Here is a 16,219-nt window from a genome sequence, read left to right as displayed (position 1 = left end):
TAAATCTTTAATTTCCCATCCCTTGTTTGACAAATATATTTCGTGTTGTTCATGAAGGTTTTCGTGACTGCAAGCTGAAACAAATAATATACCAATAAGTATTAATAGTATTCTCATTTTCATCTAATTTTATTAATTAGCTCTATATATTGTAAATCACCGTAACCTATGGTTGGGAAACGTTCAAATAATCGATTGATCATTTCTTTTGTTGATAGATTTTTATTTTTATTAATATATTTTACCACTGGATTATCTTCGTTTAGCATATCTAAATATATGTTTATTGCTTGATACAAAACCGGCATGACTTCATGAGAGGGTTTAGCATGGTTGACCAACACCTCTTTATATACTGAATGATAAGGACCTAATTTAAGTTCAGTTTGATTAACTTTAAATTCATCCTCTCTGAAACTATTTAGAAACACTTTCCCTTCATAACCTGACTGTTCAAGATAGGCAAGTATGGTTAGTAGATTCATTTGACAAAACATATCTTCACCAAACCATAATACGATACATTTATACTCTTTATTAAAAAGATTGGCTAAGGGAGCGATAACCTTTTCCATATATCTCTCCACTGGTTCATGATGACCTGCAGCTCGAATAAGTATAAATTCTTTATCAAATGTTTGGTCCGTAGTCTCATTTACACACATCGCTTCATTAAACGGTGCGTAATCAGATTCACCCATCAATCTGTTATTGTTAAATTCCTCATACATAACCTGACCATTTAAGATATGTAATACATCTTTGTCAAACAACTCACTTCTATCATGACGTAGCTTTTCCACCTCGATTTTTTTAGAAATGTTCATTTTATTCCACTCCCCGTTTTTATTAATATTGAGTTTAACAATTGACTGAACTGGAAATTTGTTGAGTTGATATTCTCTCGGATTGATACCAAAAATATTTTTAAATGCTCTACTATACGCTTCATGTGAAGAATAACCATAATCAAAAGCAATATCGATGATTTTCTTATTGTTTGCCAAGTCTTCTGTAGATAAATACAACCTTCTAAGAAGAATATAGCGCCTAATACTTATACCTGTTATTTGATGAAATTTAAATGAACAATAATAAGGGGAGTATCCCATATAATTTGAAAGTTCATCTAAGGAAAACTTATTTTTAAAATTTGTTTCAATCCAATCAATCATAAGCTGTATTTGTTCATTCATTTGTCTCACTCCTACATTAAATAATATGAGGAATTCGTTTATATTTCTTGATACTTCTTGTGTTTATTCCGTCATGAATTTCTAGTGCCATTTTTCAAAGACATGGCATATGATTCAATCGCGTAGTTTTCACGTAATGAACGATTGTCATTTTATCATTTACTTTCCACTTCTCATCTGTTTGTACATAACCCATCTTTTCATACAAATAGCAATTTCTTTTTTCCTCTTGTATCGTATCCAATTCCCAACGATTCGCTTCTGGGTGTAAACCTTCAAGCCGCATCATCACTTGTTGGGCGATACCTTTCCCTTGAAATTCATCTAAAATATTGATCATATGAAATCGCATGACCCCTGGTGATTTCGGATATACATGTACACTTCCGACAAGCAAATTTTCTAGCATTATTTTAAAGTACTCTCCAGTTTTTAAACGCTCATTAAAACGCTCAAACGTTTGGTTTACCGGGGTCGTTTCATGATCTTCGTATTTTTCATAAAGCGGTTCAAACACTTTTCTTTGTATTTCGAACAACTCTTCCGCATCCTCTACAGTTGCTTTTCTGAGTGAAATCTTGGATTGAATCATGGTAAATATAGTATCCAAAATATGATAGGGAATAAATTCACCAGTTTGGACTAATTCTCGAATTTCTTCCATCGTAGCCCATTTTGCATCTGCCACTTCTTCGTATTGAAGGCTTAGATCCTCGATATTTATATCTTGGATCACAAGAAAATGATCATCAAATCCTCTTTCAAATTTAATCGTAAACAAAATCTCTGAAGTGGACATCTCTAGTTCAATCCCAAGCTCTTCCTTTACTTCACGGATTGCGGCGATTTCACTCGTTTCACCTACAAGGGCTGATCCAGCGGCTGAACAGTCCCACATGTTAGCCCAACCTTTTTTCCAAGGCTGTCGTCGCTGGATTAAAAACTGACCGCTCGCATTCATTATCCAAACATGAATGACTTGATGAAAATCTCCTGCTTGCATCTCTTCCCCACGGATATGGGTTCTCTTTGTTTTCTCACGGTTTTCATTATATATATCCCAAACTTCCATTTTCCCACCTACCCCTATATTGATTCGATCATTATATCATTTAAATCCTTTTTGTTTGACATCATCATTTATTTATGTGATAATGCGATATGTTGACATTTTTGGTACGACATAAATTTTAGAAATATGGCATTCTGCTTTATGTGTTTTTGATAATACTTATTCACACTGGCGCGACTATAGGGTCGCAAGGACGTAAAAGAAGGTAGGGTTTACGTTGCTTAGGTTAGAAAGCAAACCAGTGGAACAATTTACCGCGGCATTGAAAGGGAACTCTTTCATGTAGATTATTCCCCGAACTTTTTCGGGATGAAATTTAAAATTCAAAAGTTATGTTATACCTATACAAAACCAAGGGGTACTCTTTTACTTAGAGTACCCCTTGTCCAATTTACGCAGCTATTTCATTTCGTCTCTTGTCATATTCCTTGAACATCACCAAATAAATAAATCCACTACCTATCGCTAAAACCGCTAGAATAACAAATGTCCATGTGAAGCCGATCCAGGTTACAAGCGGAAACACCAATGGTGCAATTGTTCTTCCTATCGTATAACGCAAACTTGCAGCAGCAAAGTATTGTCCCCTCATATCCGCCGGCGCTAGCTTTGACACGAAGCTTTCTTGCAATCCAACCGTCGCTAGCTCCCCAAACGTAAATATCGCCATCGCAATAAGGAACACCCAAAAGTTTGCAGTCATCGGGAAAATGAGCATAGCAATCATATATAAGAATGACGAAAGAAAAAACACCCATTTCTCCGGATATTTAGTCATCCACCTTGATACAAAAACCGTTAGCAACACAACCAATAATCCGTTTTCGGATAATAAAATACCGAAAGAGCCTTCACCAGTTACGGCCCATTCCCTACCAAAGAAATTTCCTAATACTTGTTTATCAATAACCTCTTTCATATAAACAGGTATCAGCAGGTCTAACTGCATAAACGTTTGCCCAAGTAATATTCCCGCAATTACATAAAGGAGAAACACTCTATCCCGCACAATTAATCCATATGCCTTCACTTGATCGACCACTACTCGCATCCAACCATTTCCGCCTTTTGCAACTAGCTGATTCTTCATCTCTTCTGGCAATGTCTCCTCGGTTAATAATCGAAGTGCCAAACCAACTAAACAGAATATAATACCTGCCGTCAGCAATAATGCAAAGCGATATTGGAAGAATAATACTGCTCCAACAATTGGACCAATCACAACTGAAATATTGATGGATGTATAAAATACTGAAAAGACAGTACTTCTATCACTCTCTGGCACAACATCTGCCACAATCGCCTGACTCGCTGGATGATAAAATGAACCAGCTACTCCAGCAATTGTGAACGCTACAAAGCTAAGCATCGGAGAATCTAGCCATGGTGAGTTAGCAAACGCAAAAAGGATAAATGCTGCCCCTTCCACCGTAGCAGAGAAGAATAACATCGTTCTTCTACCAAAACGATCTGCACAATAGCCTCCGATTAAATTCGCTGCAACCGAAAAGACTTGCGAGATTACAAGCAAAATTCCAGCCATACTAGTTCCGAATTCATCTGCAAAATATATAGCAAGAAACGGAAACACCATCCAAAAACTTAAGTTACTAAAAAACTCGCCGAATAATCGGACTTTTAAAGGCCTATCCCAATCTCTTATTCTCATAACTTTTTCCTCATATCTAATAGATTATACTATCCTATCATAATGTTTCGATTTCCGAAACAGAAAAACAGGTTTTTACATATGTTTTACAAACAACAAATATCCTAATGCAAAATACCCCTCAGGATAGCAAAAATTTCAACTTTATTTTTGCGCATTTTAAAGGATAGTGCGTCTTAGAAAGTAGAATGAAATGTACACTAAGATTTTCGCAACAGACCGCGAAAATCATATAGGTATCCCATGCACTCCTTAAAACAGTTTGCGCTCATACATGCTTCCCATGCGCTCGTAAATCTTCGGTATCCGCTCCTAAATAATAGCCATGCGCTCCTTGGAACAGTTTGCGCTCATACAAGCTTTCCATGCGCTCGTAAATCTTTGGTATCCGCTCCTAGCAGAAGTCAAGTATGGCAATTTGGGCAGCTTTAAGATATATTGTCCCTATACTACGTATATTCATCCACAAAAAAGCACGAAGGGAGGACCTTCGTGCTTTTTAAGTTATTTTATTTTCTGAAAGGAATCATATTAAAGATAATATTGAGCACAATTGCTGTTATACTACCAGCTACAATTCCGTTACTCGTTAAGATTTGGAAGCTATCTGGAAGCGAAATAAATAGGTCTGGAACTACTGTTACCCCAAGTCCCATACCGATGGAACAAGCGATAATCATTGAGTTATCCCCTGATCCAGATACTACTTTACTCAGCATTTTTACACCTTGTGCCACTACCATTCCAAACATCGCAATCATTGCGCCACCTAACACAGAGTTAGGAATAATTGTCGTAAGCGCAGCTATTTTAGGGATGAACCCTAGTGCTATTAACATACCGCCTGTTATATAAATAATATTTTTCGTTTTAACACCCGACATTTGCATCAAGCCAACGTTTTGCGAAAAAGTGGTATACGGGAATGAATTGAAAATACCACCTAATAATACAGCAATACCCTCAGCACGATAGCCTTTTGTTAAATCTTTTTTCTCTATTTTTTTCTCGAGAATATCACCAAGTGCAAAGTAAACCCCAGTTGACTCGACTAAAGACACCATTGCTACTAATATCATTGTTAATATTGGTGACCACTCAAACGTTGGTGTACCAAAGTAGAATGGCTGAACCATATGAAAATAATGAGCTTCTACAACTGGTGTGAAATCCACTTTCCCCATAAACATCGCAGCAACTGTTCCAAGAATTATACCAAGCAAAATAGAAATTGCTCTAATAAAACCAGTCGAAAAACGATAAAGTAAGACGATGAAAAGTAATGTACCAAACGCTAAAGAAATATTGGAAACCGATCCAAAATCGCTAGCACCTTGGCCTCCCCCCATATTATTAATCGCTACAGGAATAAGGGTAATCCCAATAATCGTTACAACCGAACCAGTTACTACCGGCGGGAAGAACATCACAAGATAACTAAAAAAACCACTAACTACGATAACAAATATACCTGATACAATGATTGCCCCATAAATAGCGGAAACACCATATTCCCCACCGATCGCAATCATCGGACCTACTGCTGTAAATGTACACCCTAATACAACAGGTAGACCGATACCAAAAAAACGATTGCTCATCACTTGTAAAATCGTTGCAACACCACACATTAAAATATCAATGGCAACTAAATATGTTAACTGCTCCGAATTAAGTCCAATTGCACCACCTACAATAAGTGGAACGAGAACTGCCCCTGCATACATAGCAAGAACATGTTGCAAACCAAGTGCAGTGTTTCTTAACGCATTGTTCATACAGTTGCAGTCTCCTCAAAGAAAGTGACTTGTCCATTCTCTAGAGACTTAATATTCGCAAGAGACTCTACTCGAACTCCTTTTTCACGGATAAGGCTACCGCCAGTTTGGAAACCTTTTTCAATGACTATACCGACTCCCGCATTTTGGGCATTTGCCTGCTCTAAAATTTCCATTAGTCCAAGAGCGGCTTGTCCATTTGCAAGGAAATCGTCAATGATTAACACTACATCATTACTATTGATAAAATCTTTGGATACGGAAATATCATTTGTTTCATTTTTCGTAAATGAATGTACTTTTGAAGTATATAAGTTTCCTGATAGAGTGAGAGATTTACGTTTGCGAGCAAAAACTACTGGAACTCCTAACGTTAAACCTGCAAACATAGAAGGTGCAATACCCGAAGATTCGATTGTTAAAATTTTTGTAATCCCCGCATCTTTAAAACGTGCAGCAAATTCTTCTCCAATCGCTTGCATTAGTACTGGATCAATTTGGTGATTTAAAAATGTATCTACTTTTAACACTTGTTCAGATAGCACTTTACCTTCTTGAACAATTTTTTCTTTTAATAATTTCATAAGTATTTGATCCCTTCGTTTTCATTTTTTTCAAACAAAAAAGCCCGATGATATTGCGCCAAACCATAAGTGGAGTGGAACAATGTCATTCGAGCTTATAAATTCGAATAAAAATAAAAGAAATCATGACAGAGAGGTCATAAATTCAATTATTTCATTGCCACTCATAGTCAGCTTATTTACGGTAAGCCGGTAGAAACTTGCAGGCCATATTCCTGCGATTATACGAGTTAATACTATTTGAATATTTTTCATTATAGCACGACAATGATCTAATTCAATGAATATAAAATAAGTTCAATGATTCACAAAATTCAGTGGAAATTTAACAAATCGATTACAAATTCATTACAAGAATATAAAGGATGCCTGTACCTATAAAAGTGGCTATGTTTTATTCTCTGTTTTTAATGATTTGAATGCATGTATGAAAGGTGTAGGATTATCTTGAATCTTATAAGAAAATACTCCTTGGTTTGTGTGTAAATATAGAATACCCCCACCAAAAGAGAATGATTTATGTGATATATCATGAACATGTCGAAGTTCAAAACGATGCCGGGCTGTAATGATTCCTTCTATACTTAGCTGGAGTTCGTATTGAATTTCAATTTGTTGCATTTGATAGTAAAAATCTATTTTCCGTTCAATTTCAATATAAACAATTGAATACTCGTTCAAGCATACACCTCCTAGCCTTTCCATCTTCATTTAATTTGGAGCGTACATAGATAAATCTAGCACAGTTTCATGCCCTAACGCTAATCTAGCAAGCTCTGCGCCGACAAATGGTCCTGCAGTCAATCCGGAAGCACCTAAACCATTTGCAAAAAAGATGGAATCAAATCCAGGTACATTTCCGATTACCGGTAGAAACTCAGGTGTAAATGGTCTGAATCCTACTCTGACTTCCTCTATTTGTGCAGTTCCCAATGTTTCAGCAATACTAGTAGCATTCTTTAATAATAGAGTTTTTCCTTCTTCTGTTATATGTTGATCAAATTCCGTAACCTCTTCATAAGTAGAACCAGCCACTATTTTCCCCTCGTCAAATGCTAACAAATATTGATTTGTCGGTGGCAAAACGACTGGCCACTTCCCTGTACCTTTATCTTCTATATCAAAATGCATAATTTGTGCTTTTTGAAAGCTTACTTTCATGTCTTTCCCTAATTTAGATGGAATCTCATTTCCCCAGGCTCCAGCAGTCAAGATAATCTTATCCGCAATTAATTGCTTTCCATTCACGAACACACCACCATCCAAAAGCTGTGCATCTCCATCTATTATTTCCGCCCCTAGCTTTTTAGCTGCACGTATCAAGGCATCTCGCATGGCCCGCCCATCCACTCTAGCAGCCCCTTCGACGTATAAGGAAAAAAAGTCTTCCGAAATAAGTGGAAATAGGGATTTTGTTTCATCTGGTGAAAGAATTCTCAACTCTCCAATTTCAGGTGCTTCTTCTCTTTTTTCTAGTGCCCGATCAAGCATCTTTTGGAGCTTTTTCGCATCGTTTTGTAATGCAACTGCCCCTACTTGCTTATATCCAGTGGAAGTTTCCCCTAATTTCTCGAGTTCACTTACAAGCTGTTTATAATATTTAGCACCATTTCTCACAAGCGCATACCATTTTTTATTTCTTCTTTGGGAAATCCAAGGGCAAATAATTCCTGCAGCTGCCGCAGATGCTTGACCGAGATCTCGTCTATCAATTAGCGTAACTTTTACATTCTGTTTTGCCAAATGATACGCCGTAGAGGCACCTAAAATCCCACCCCCTATTACGATAAAAGAAGTCATTCGTTACTCCACTCCACTTTCTAAAATAGAAAAAGTTACCTTCTCACTATCAATTTCTGCCAAAGCTCCATAAGGTAAGACAAATTTTGGCTCTGTATGACCAAAATTTAAATTGTAGAGAATCGGCAAATTCGTTAAATCCAATTCTTTCATTATTTTTAATATGGATTCTTTATACTCTTCATAGTACTTTTCTTTCAAAGGCTTTCCAAAAATAATACCTTTTGCCTTTTGTAAAATTCCTTGTGCGCCATAGTTCCGTAACCAATATTCGATATAAGTGGGTTCTGGCATCTCTTCTGACGTTTCAAAAAACAAAATACTATCTTTCCAATAAGCGTCATTTGGCCAAAGAGCTGTCCCTTTTGCAAATTCTAACACTTCAATACATCCACCGATTAACGTTCCTTGTACCACTCCATTGCCTTGTAGTAATTCATAGCCACTGTTAGGATACATGTCTCGTTTTGTGTTTTTGTTTTCCACAACCCATTCTAAACGATCACTTGTCCACTCAGCTGCCGGTTTAACTTCTCCGATCACTTCATTTGTAAATAAGGTCTTTTTTAAAGCTTCCACTGTGTATTCATGCATTTCCACATTTTCCGCGAAGTCCATTAAAATAGCTGGACCGTAAAAAGAAGAAATTCCTGCTTTGTGACAAAACAGATGTGTCACAGTAGTATCTGAGTATCCAATGAATACTTTCGGATTTGAACGGATAATATCAAAATCTATATATGGCAGTAAACGAATGCTTTCACTCCCGCCAATATTTGAAATAATCCCTTTTATCGTTGGATCTTTAAATGCATTCATCAAGTCCTCTGCCCGAGCCTTTGGATTTTCATATAAATAATCAGCGCCCTTTAAACTGTTCGGCATTGAAATAACTTCTAAACCAAACACTTTTTCCAGACGTTCCACTCCTTGTTCATATCTCCATTTTAAATCAGGTTCTCCTGCTCCACCCCATGATAAACTAATCGTAGCCACTTTATCTCCCGGTTGAAGCATTTTTGGTTTTATCAGCATCATAAACAATTCCCACCCTTTTATCCCAGTTTTTCAGATCGTAATACTCCAAACAATTTTTGTATTAATCATCAGCGGAGAATGAAGATCCCCACTGATGAAAGTTTCACTTTATCCTCATTATAGCGGAAAGATTCCATTTATTATTGTCTAAACTTAAAGAAATTGGGTATAAGATAATTATATTAGCTTTGAATGGAAGTGAACGAGATGAAATGGCAAGGCAGAAAAGGAAGTTCTAATGTAGAAGATCGACGTGGAAAAGGCGGCGGAAAAGCAATCGCTGGTGTTGGAGGCGGTCTTGGACTCATTATTGTGCTTATCGTAACCTTGCTTGGTGGGAATCCAGAAGATTTAATCGGTAATTTAGGCGTTACTGATCAATCTAACTCAGCCCCTTATGTAGAAACAGCACAAGAAAAAGAACTAGCGGAATTTGTTTCTGTTGTACTCGCAGATACGGAAACGGTATGGACTGAAATATTCCAAGAAAACGGTTTACAATATACAGAACCAACCCTTGTACTATATACGGATAGTGTAAACTCGGCATGTGGTACTGCTGGTGCATCTGTTGGTCCCTTTTATTGTCCAGGTGATCAAAAATTATATATCGATTTGAGCTTTTATCAAGAATTACAGGATAAATTCCACGCACCAGGAGATTTTGCCATGGCTTATGTTATAGCACATGAAGTAGGTCATCATGTACAAACTTTGCTCGGAACTTCTGACCAAGTAATGCCACTTCGTCAAAAGTTAAGCGAAGAGGAATTCAATAAATACTTAGTCCGATTTGAACTTCAAGCAGACTATTACTCAGGTGTATGGGCAAAACATGCGGCGGGAATGGATTTGTTAGAAGAAGGAGATTTAGACGAAGCACTAACTGCAGCTAGCGCAGTCGGAGATGATACGTTACAAAAACAAGCAATGGGATACGTCGTTCCAGAAAGTTTTACACACGGTACATCTGAACAACGTAAAGCCTGGTTTTACAAAGGCTATGAAAATGGAACGATACAAGGCGGAGATACCTTTAAAATTAAAACTCCTTAAAGCAGATCCAGGTGGTCTGCTTTTTTTCATTGACCCGAGCGAAAGAAACTGATTATAATGAAAATAAATTGTTCCTTTTAATGGAAAAGAGAGTGTGGAATATGAATATATCTTTTACAAAAATGCATGGCTGTGGAAATGATTATATATACATTAATTGCTTTGAACAGTATATCGAACATCCTGAGAAGCTAAGTAAAATTATTTCTGATCGACATTTTGGTGTCGGAGGAGATGGTATTGTCCTTATATGCCCTTCGGAAAATGCAGATGCGAAAATGCGGATGTTTAATATTGATGGCAGCGAAGGAAAAATGTGTGGTAATGCTATTCGATGCGTTGCTAAATATGTATATGATAATAATATTGCAAAAAAAGAAGTACTTCAAATTGATACACTTAGTGGAGTTAAAACGATTGAGTTAAAAGTAAAAGATGATCAAATGTATGAGGCAACTGTTGATATGGGAGATGCTATTTTAAATCCATCCTCTGTACCCGTATTGATAGAGGAAGAAGGAGCATTGATTGATGTTCCAATTGAAATAGAGGGTACGACTTATAATATTACGACAGTTTCTATGGGTAATCCCCATTGCGTTTTGTTTGATGATGATATTACCTCTATTAATCTACCCGTCATAGGACCTAAATTTGAACATCATCCTCTATTTCCGGAAAGTGTGAATACGGAATTTATCCAAGTCGGAAATAGAAATACTATTCATATGCGTGTTTGGGAACGTGGAAGTGGAGAAACGCTAGCTTGTGGTACAGGTGCATGTGCGGCGGTTGTAGCTTCTGTCTTAAATGGTTATTGCGACAAGGATACAGATATTACGGTTAAGCTGTTAGGTGGGGATCTAGTAATTCGCTATACTGACAATAGTGTTTTTATGACAGGTCCTGCTAAAAAAGTCTTCGAGGGTATCTTTCAGTGGTAAATAAAATATTATTTAAATGCGTTTTGATGCCTTTCAAATATCTATTTGAAGGGCTTTTATGCATAGTCAAATAAACTAGGACATACACTTGTTTAGTATTTTGAAATATTACCTCTCTACTTTGTAACGTTATTGGTAAATTGTCGTAATATTCCTGTAATACAATACTGCTAGTATATTGATTAGACTAAATAGTAAGGGGTAGAGTATTTGAGAAAAATTCTTGGGACACTCATCATCACATTAGCACTATTGGTTAGCGGAACAACAACTAGCATGGCCGCAACTTCCATGCACACTGTAAAAAAAGGAGAAACATTATATAAGATTGCGAAATCGTATAATGTATCCATCACTAATTTAAAATCATGGAATAATTTAAAAACGGATACTATTAAACCGAACCAAAAATTAAAACTTACAAAGCAAGCTTCTAAAACGAAAAACCCATCCCGTTCTGATTCAGAGGATAATGTAGTGAAAGAAATCGTTGTATCTGCAAGTGCTTTTACTGCGAATTGCAATGGTTGCACTGGAATTACAAGTACAGGTATTAACTTGAAAAAGAATCCCGATATCAAAGTAATAGCGGTAGATCCGAAAGTCATTAAACTTGGGACAAAAGTCCATGTGGAAGGATACGGTTATGCTATCGCTGGTGATACGGGTGGAAATATTAAAGGGAATAAAATTGATGTGTTTTTCTCCTCTAAAAGCGATGCTTATAAATGGGGTCGTAAAAACGTGACGATAAAAATATTAGAATAGACTTCAAAATGACTCCATTTTTGGGGTCATTTTTTATTGTTGCAGCTATCTATTCAGTACATTATGATTACAAGAAAAGATTAATAAGGACGTGCATAAAGTGAGCAAAATAGTTAAAGGATTTCAACTGCCTTATTATGCTGTTATTTTTTCTTCTCAAAGAACAGATGGTGAGAAAGGCTATGCAAAAATGGCAGACAAAATGGTAGAATTAGCATCTCTACAAGAAGGATTTTTAGGTGTGGAATCTGCGCGTGATAACGAACTAGGGATAACCGTATCATACTGGAGCTCTTTAGAGTCAATTAAGAATTGGAAAAACCATTCCGCTCATCTAATTGCACAAGAAAAAGGAAAAAAGGTATGGTATCAAAGCTTCTCACTAAGGATTTGTAAAGTTGAAAGAGACAACTTTTTTGAAATGTAATCCTTTTTTACAACAGAGCTCCATTGATGATAAGTCCCTATCAGTCAAAGTAAGACAGGGACTTAGCATTAATTTGCTTGCAACTTCTTCAGACGACTGTCCAACACAAAGTTACCGAAAGGAATGAATGCAGAAACAATAGCCCCAATGGTAAATCTAAATGGCCATCTGACAGCAAACTGAGCATATACAATCGCAATTAAATAAACGAGAAATATATAACCGTGCAGTGTTCCAAAAACGGTTACTGCCTTCGGAATATCAAACCAATACTTTAAAGGCATCGCAATGAACAACAGGATTACCAGAGAACTACCATCCAATAAGCCCATGAAACGGAACCGCCCTAATGCAGTTTTTAACATTATTTAACTCCAACTTTCTTTAACTATCTTCCAACATTATAGAATGAGAATTATACTAAAGTCTATACATCTCAATAGACTGCAATTTTTGAAAGCCAATACAATCTTCTTCAAATTCGTTATAATATGGCTATTTACGAACTGACTCTACTAATTTTTTTATGCCACTTATTATAGCTTCATAGTAATACTGTTCATGTAACACAAAATCATGCTTTGTTACAACCTTTTTGAATGAAACTCTTTCTCCTGTTTTATTTATCTCAAAGCCTTCTACTCGAATCTCTTCTACTTCCCCTAACCAAAGCTTTGAAAATTGTTCGAATTTGGCTCGAACCACTCCGGAAACTTCTTCTGCTTGAAGAATAAAATCATCAAAACTTAAAGCACCATTATATACAAAAACATTTGCTAGCTCTTGATCAATAAGTTCTCCTGTCGTAACTGAATAATCTATTATTCCAAGTGGCGCTAATTCCTCAAAAGAAATGTCGATACCAAGTTCTTCTTTCACTTCTCTAACACCATCATGCACTGTCTCCGTAGCCAATAAATGACCTGCAGCTGTAATGTCTAAGAGTCCAGGATAATCTTTTTTAGATTCACTTCGGATTTGCAAATAGATATAATCTATTTCCTCTTCCCTACTAATAAACCAGCAATGAAATGTTTCATGCCAATGTCCTAGTCGATGCACTTCATGGCGTGGAGCTGTGCCTATAGCATTTCTATTGCTGTCAAATATTCTTAGCAATTCTTCTTCCATCTCTAAATCCCTCCCTCCTTTATTTCAATTTTTTTAGGTACCTGACACCAAACTATGCTTTTATAAGATTTACAAAATCATTTAGTTTATCTAAAGAGATTAAATTGTGATTACATTTCTGACTGTCTTGGCAAATGTAATTGCCTCTTTTAATATAAGCATCTTGTGAAGCGCCCTTTACTGCCGAGGTAAACATACCAATTTCCTCGGTACGATTGCATAGCGCACAAATACCTTTCTTGTTGGAGGGTGTATAATCTCCTATGATTCCAACAAGTTTACCGTTATGTTCTACAATCAGGAATTTTTTATTGGAGCCTTTATCCAACCATCCTAAATAAGAAATCTCCCTAAATTCTATATTTTCTAATGAGGGAGTTTTTAGCTTTTTTACTTTTGGAAACAACTTTTTAATCGTTTGCTCTGTTACTTCTTTAAAAGGGAGAACGAAAGTTTTTATTTGTTCCAAAAATGCTTCGGCATCTGCTTTTTCTTTGATTTCTATAATGGAATCTAATAATTGTTTTTGCTCTTTGTTAAGATTTTCGAATAAATTGGCTATTTTTTCGCTAGTGATGGATTTTAAGGCAGTTAATACGTGTTGATCATTTACGGTAGCATGACCATTTATTAACGCTTGCCCTTGTTTTTTTATGAAATTAAATTGATCGTTTCTTATGAAAGGATCCATAATTATCTCTCCTTAATACATTTTTCTATTAGTTTATTGTAGCGTGAAGTTATCTTTTTAGAAATGGAAAAGATGATTAGGAAAAGTTCTCTACATACAAAAAGCTGATAATCCTTAAATGGAATCATCAGCTAAAAAATCACTTTGTATAAATAATTTTTTTAATCGTTTCAACGGATAGAAAAAACTCTTCCGCTAATTGAGCCATCGCAGTTCCGCTTTTATAAGCTTGTTTAATCGAATAATTTCTATCATCTATTCTCTGTCTTTCCCCAGAAAGCGTTCCCCACTTTTTGTAGCTTTTGTCTGGTTTCGGAATATAAATAGTTTCCCCTTGAATATACTTCTGAATTTCCCTTACCAGCTCTTCGGGTAATACAGAAGTTGCTTTTACATATGTCATTTTGCTCGCTCCTTATCTTTTTAAGCTTTCAATAAGGTGCAAAGCCGACATTATGAAATGGCGATTGAAGGTCTTCCCACGCAAAGTATCGCCTTTCTATAAGTAGGCTTTGCATGAGACGTTGCACTATCTGGCATTCTATAATTATTTGCCACGAAACTCACCTCTCTTTATTCATAGTTTATAACAAGCATACATGGATTACCAAATACATATAGTTTTAAAAAAGAGATTCTAAACTATATTGGGAGTGGTCGATTTCATGAAAAGATATTTAATAATATTCGCAGCTTTTATCATTTCTACTATATTTAGTACTGGCCTTGTAACAGCAGCCGAAGCACCTTTGACCCATCACGTAGCTTTCCAAGATCAATTGCTCGATTTTAGTGATGTCAAAGTGATCAATCAAGACACAAAAGTTCCACTCGAAGAAATTGCAGCATATCTAGATATCCCTTTTGAAATAGAAAATGGCATTACTTACATACGAAAAAACGGAATAGAAATCAGTTATAACGAAAAGTCTCAACTAACATCGAAAGACGGAGTAGCACTCGAATGGTCCCCAATTGTTAAAGTTGATGGCAAACTTTTTATCAGTGTGGAATATCTCGCAATTGAAATAGGATACAAAGTGAAAACCTTTGAGAAACAAAAAACACAACGTATATACAAAGAGGACTGGGCTCATATGTCGCATGCTAATTTTGAAATTTATTTAGACAAACTTTTGAATAAAAAACAGCCTTCGCAGGCAACTCCAAAAGCAAATGTCTATTTAACATTTGATGACGGTCCAAACAAATTTACAACGACCAATAATTCTATCTTAAAAAAATATAATGCCAAAGCGACTTTCTTCTTTTTAGGCAATCATATGAAAAAGAACTCCTCCATTATTAATGCAGTAGTAAAAGATGGTCATTATATCGGAACTCATAGTATGACACATGATAAAAGCAAAGTTTATCTTTCTTCTAAAGCTTTTATAAATGAGATGATAGAAGGAACAAAACTGATCAAAAAAATGACTGGGAAAGATGCAAAACTCGTTCGCACCCCCTATGGAAGCAAACCACATATTACAACTGCTATGAAAGATGAGCTAGTCACAAACGGCTTCAAACTATGGGATTGGGACGTCGATTCAAATGATTGGAAATACACCGATAAAGAAGCCAACAAAATTGTCCAAAACGTAAAAGTCGGAGTAGAAAAAGCCTACAAGTCCGGAGATCGAGATATTATTATCCTTCTCCACGATCGTAGCCAAACAACAAAAGCACTACCTCAAATAATTGAATGGCTTCAAAAAGAGGGGTATACACTTAAAACATACGAGCCAGACCATCATATCGTTCAAAACTTTCTAAGAGACACCACTCTTTAAAGAACAAAAGTGCTAAGCGCCTATCTTTGGCCAATTTAGCTCATGGAATCGATAAAACGGAATAAGGCACATAATAGGGAAACTTCGCGGTAAAGCTTTATTAGGTATCCACCGTGAATTTCGCTACATTCGGACGCTTTCCGTGGGGTGAGCGATGAGCCATCCCCTCCGCTTTGGGCGTCGTTGGGATGTCTCATTAGCCCACTAGAGGAACAAAGGCTAAGAACGCCACATCGTGTGGCAACGCCTTTGAAACCAACATCCTGTTG

17 protein-coding genes, 1 pseudogene and 1 riboswitch are annotated in these 16,219 nt (G+C 36.3%); of the genes and pseudogenes, 5 read left to right on the top strand and 13 right to left on the bottom strand.

Annotation, left to right across the window (positions count from 1 at the left end; translation table 11 throughout):
- Nucleotides 1-119: 119 nt before the first annotated feature.
- From ACIP9W_RS20400 to ACIP9W_RS20360, 9 genes and pseudogenes are all read right to left on the bottom strand, one after another.
- Nucleotides 120-1,196 carry a helix-turn-helix transcriptional regulator gene (locus tag ACIP9W_RS20400; protein WP_400792990.1) on the bottom strand — a complete coding sequence of 359 codons (1,077 nt, stop codon included), beginning with the start codon at nt 1,194-1,196 and terminating at the stop codon, nt 120-122.
- A 94-nt stretch (nt 1,197-1,290) separates the two neighbouring features.
- Nucleotides 1,291-1,788, bottom strand: coding sequence for a GNAT family N-acetyltransferase (locus tag ACIP9W_RS20395; protein ID WP_400793050.1), 498 nt, complete (start codon nt 1,786-1,788; stop codon nt 1,291-1,293).
- A pseudogene (locus ACIP9W_RS20390) lies at nt 1,786-2,268 on the bottom strand (NUDIX hydrolase); the annotation flags it as partial. The pseudogene ACIP9W_RS20390 and the gene ACIP9W_RS20395, both read right to left, overlap by 3 nt.
- Before the next feature lie 391 nt (nt 2,269-2,659).
- Nucleotides 2,660-3,937 carry an MDR family MFS transporter gene (locus ACIP9W_RS20385; RefSeq protein ID WP_400792989.1) on the bottom strand — a complete coding sequence of 426 codons (1,278 nt, stop codon included), beginning with the start codon at nt 3,935-3,937 and terminating at the stop codon, nt 2,660-2,662.
- A gap of 509 nt (nt 3,938-4,446) precedes the next feature.
- Nucleotides 4,447-5,715, bottom strand: a complete 1,269-nt coding sequence (locus ACIP9W_RS20380) for a nucleobase:cation symporter-2 family protein (protein WP_400792987.1) — start codon at nt 5,713-5,715, stop codon at nt 4,447-4,449.
- Nucleotides 5,712-6,299: a xanthine phosphoribosyltransferase gene (locus ACIP9W_RS20375; protein ID WP_400792986.1), complete on the bottom strand. Its 588-nt coding sequence runs from the start codon at nt 6,297-6,299 to the stop codon at nt 5,712-5,714. Before ACIP9W_RS20375 ends, ACIP9W_RS20380 begins: the two co-directional genes overlap by 4 nt.
- A 147-nt stretch (nt 6,300-6,446) precedes the next feature.
- Nucleotides 6,447-6,548: riboswitch (purine riboswitch) on the bottom strand.
- A 138-nt stretch (nt 6,549-6,686) separates the two neighbouring features.
- Nucleotides 6,687-6,980, bottom strand: coding sequence for a hypothetical protein (locus tag ACIP9W_RS20370; protein WP_400792985.1), 294 nt, complete (start codon nt 6,978-6,980; stop codon nt 6,687-6,689).
- Between the two features lie 30 nt (nt 6,981-7,010).
- On the bottom strand, nt 7,011-8,099 hold the full coding sequence (locus ACIP9W_RS20365; RefSeq protein WP_400792983.1) for an NAD(P)/FAD-dependent oxidoreductase: 1,089 nt from the start codon (nt 8,097-8,099) through the stop codon (nt 7,011-7,013).
- Between the two features lie 3 nt (nt 8,100-8,102).
- Nucleotides 8,103-9,134, bottom strand: coding sequence for a S66 family peptidase (locus ACIP9W_RS20360; RefSeq protein ID WP_400793049.1), 1,032 nt, complete (start codon nt 9,132-9,134; stop codon nt 8,103-8,105).
- Between the two features lie 210 nt (nt 9,135-9,344).
- On the opposite strand from ACIP9W_RS20360, the gene ypfJ reads away from it, so the two are divergent.
- From ypfJ to ACIP9W_RS20340, 4 genes are all read left to right on the top strand, one after another.
- A complete protein-coding gene (gene ypfJ, locus ACIP9W_RS20355) occupies nt 9,345-10,193 on the top strand; it encodes a KPN_02809 family neutral zinc metallopeptidase (RefSeq protein WP_400792982.1) in 849 nt (282 codons plus the stop codon).
- A gap of 101 nt (nt 10,194-10,294) precedes the next feature.
- Nucleotides 10,295-11,137 carry a diaminopimelate epimerase gene (dapF, locus tag ACIP9W_RS20350; RefSeq protein ID WP_400792980.1) on the top strand — a complete coding sequence of 281 codons (843 nt, stop codon included), beginning with the start codon at nt 10,295-10,297 and terminating at the stop codon, nt 11,135-11,137.
- 210 nt (nt 11,138-11,347) lie between these two features.
- Entirely contained in the window at nt 11,348-11,905 is a 558-nt protein-coding gene (locus tag ACIP9W_RS20345) for a 3D domain-containing protein (protein WP_282242331.1), read from the top strand.
- Nucleotides 11,906-12,005: 100 nt separating this feature from the next.
- Entirely contained in the window at nt 12,006-12,332 is a 327-nt protein-coding gene (locus tag ACIP9W_RS20340; RefSeq protein ID WP_400792979.1) for an antibiotic biosynthesis monooxygenase family protein, read from the top strand.
- Nucleotides 12,333-12,400: 68 nt separating this feature from the next.
- Here ACIP9W_RS20340 and ACIP9W_RS20335 read toward each other — a convergent pair whose 3' ends face one another.
- From ACIP9W_RS20335 to ACIP9W_RS20320, 4 genes are all read right to left on the bottom strand, one after another.
- Nucleotides 12,401-12,697 (bottom strand): DUF3817 domain-containing protein, encoded by a 297-nt coding sequence (locus ACIP9W_RS20335; protein ID WP_400792977.1) that lies wholly within the window; start codon nt 12,695-12,697, stop codon nt 12,401-12,403.
- 130 nt (nt 12,698-12,827) lie between these two features.
- Nucleotides 12,828-13,463, bottom strand: coding sequence for an NUDIX hydrolase (locus tag ACIP9W_RS20330; protein ID WP_400792976.1), 636 nt, complete (start codon nt 13,461-13,463; stop codon nt 12,828-12,830).
- 52 nt (nt 13,464-13,515) lie between these two features.
- Nucleotides 13,516-14,154: a FusB/FusC family EF-G-binding protein gene (locus ACIP9W_RS20325; protein WP_400792974.1), complete on the bottom strand. Its 639-nt coding sequence runs from the start codon at nt 14,152-14,154 to the stop codon at nt 13,516-13,518.
- A 139-nt stretch (nt 14,155-14,293) separates the two neighbouring features.
- Entirely contained in the window at nt 14,294-14,557 is a 264-nt protein-coding gene (locus tag ACIP9W_RS20320; protein WP_400792973.1) for a CD3324 family protein, read from the bottom strand.
- Nucleotides 14,558-14,819: 262 nt separating this feature from the next.
- Between ACIP9W_RS20320 and ACIP9W_RS20315 the strand changes: the two genes are divergently transcribed.
- Nucleotides 14,820-15,950: a polysaccharide deacetylase family protein gene (locus ACIP9W_RS20315; RefSeq protein WP_400792971.1), complete on the top strand. Its 1,131-nt coding sequence runs from the start codon at nt 14,820-14,822 to the stop codon at nt 15,948-15,950.
- The last annotated feature ends 269 nt before the right edge of the window (nt 15,951-16,219 follow it).

It is taken from the genome of Psychrobacillus sp. NPDC093180 (assembly GCF_044754065.1).
Lineage (GTDB): Bacteria > Bacillota > Bacilli > Bacillales_A > Planococcaceae > Psychrobacillus.
Note: the sequence above shows the minus strand (reverse complement) of the source record. Positions and strands in the feature narration are given on the sequence as shown.

Excerpts from the sequence above, each read along its gene's own strand:
- dapF (WP_400792980.1), top strand. The coding sequence starts at position 10,295 with ATGAATATATCTTTTACAAAAATGCATGGCTGTGGAAATGATTATATA.
- ACIP9W_RS20320 (WP_400792973.1), bottom strand. The coding sequence starts at position 14,557 with ATGACATATGTAAAAGCAACTTCTGTATTACCCGAAGAGCTGGTAAGG.
- ACIP9W_RS20375 (WP_400792986.1), bottom strand. The coding sequence starts at position 6,299 with ATGAAATTATTAAAAGAAAAAATTGTTCAAGAAGGTAAAGTGCTATCT.
- ypfJ (WP_400792982.1), top strand. The coding sequence starts at position 9,345 with ATGAAATGGCAAGGCAGAAAAGGAAGTTCTAATGTAGAAGATCGACGT.
- ACIP9W_RS20325 (WP_400792974.1), bottom strand. The coding sequence starts at position 14,154 with ATGGATCCTTTCATAAGAAACGATCAATTTAATTTCATAAAAAAACAA.
- ACIP9W_RS20395 (WP_400793050.1), bottom strand. The coding sequence starts at position 1,788 with ATGATTCAATCCAAGATTTCACTCAGAAAAGCAACTGTAGAGGATGCG.
- ACIP9W_RS20380 (WP_400792987.1), bottom strand. The coding sequence starts at position 5,715 with ATGAACAATGCGTTAAGAAACACTGCACTTGGTTTGCAACATGTTCTT.
- ACIP9W_RS20400 (WP_400792990.1), bottom strand. The coding sequence starts at position 1,196 with ATGAATGAACAAATACAGCTTATGATTGATTGGATTGAAACAAATTTT.
- ACIP9W_RS20335 (WP_400792977.1), bottom strand. The coding sequence starts at position 12,697 with ATGTTAAAAACTGCATTAGGGCGGTTCCGTTTCATGGGCTTATTGGAT.
- ACIP9W_RS20315 (WP_400792971.1), top strand. The coding sequence starts at position 14,820 with ATGAAAAGATATTTAATAATATTCGCAGCTTTTATCATTTCTACTATA.
- ACIP9W_RS20385 (WP_400792989.1), bottom strand. The coding sequence starts at position 3,937 with ATGAGAATAAGAGATTGGGATAGGCCTTTAAAAGTCCGATTATTCGGC.
- ACIP9W_RS20330 (WP_400792976.1), bottom strand. The coding sequence starts at position 13,463 with ATGGAAGAAGAATTGCTAAGAATATTTGACAGCAATAGAAATGCTATA.
- ACIP9W_RS20365 (WP_400792983.1), bottom strand. The coding sequence starts at position 8,099 with ATGACTTCTTTTATCGTAATAGGGGGTGGGATTTTAGGTGCCTCTACG.
- ACIP9W_RS20360 (WP_400793049.1), bottom strand. The coding sequence starts at position 9,134 with ATGCTGATAAAACCAAAAATGCTTCAACCGGGAGATAAAGTGGCTACG.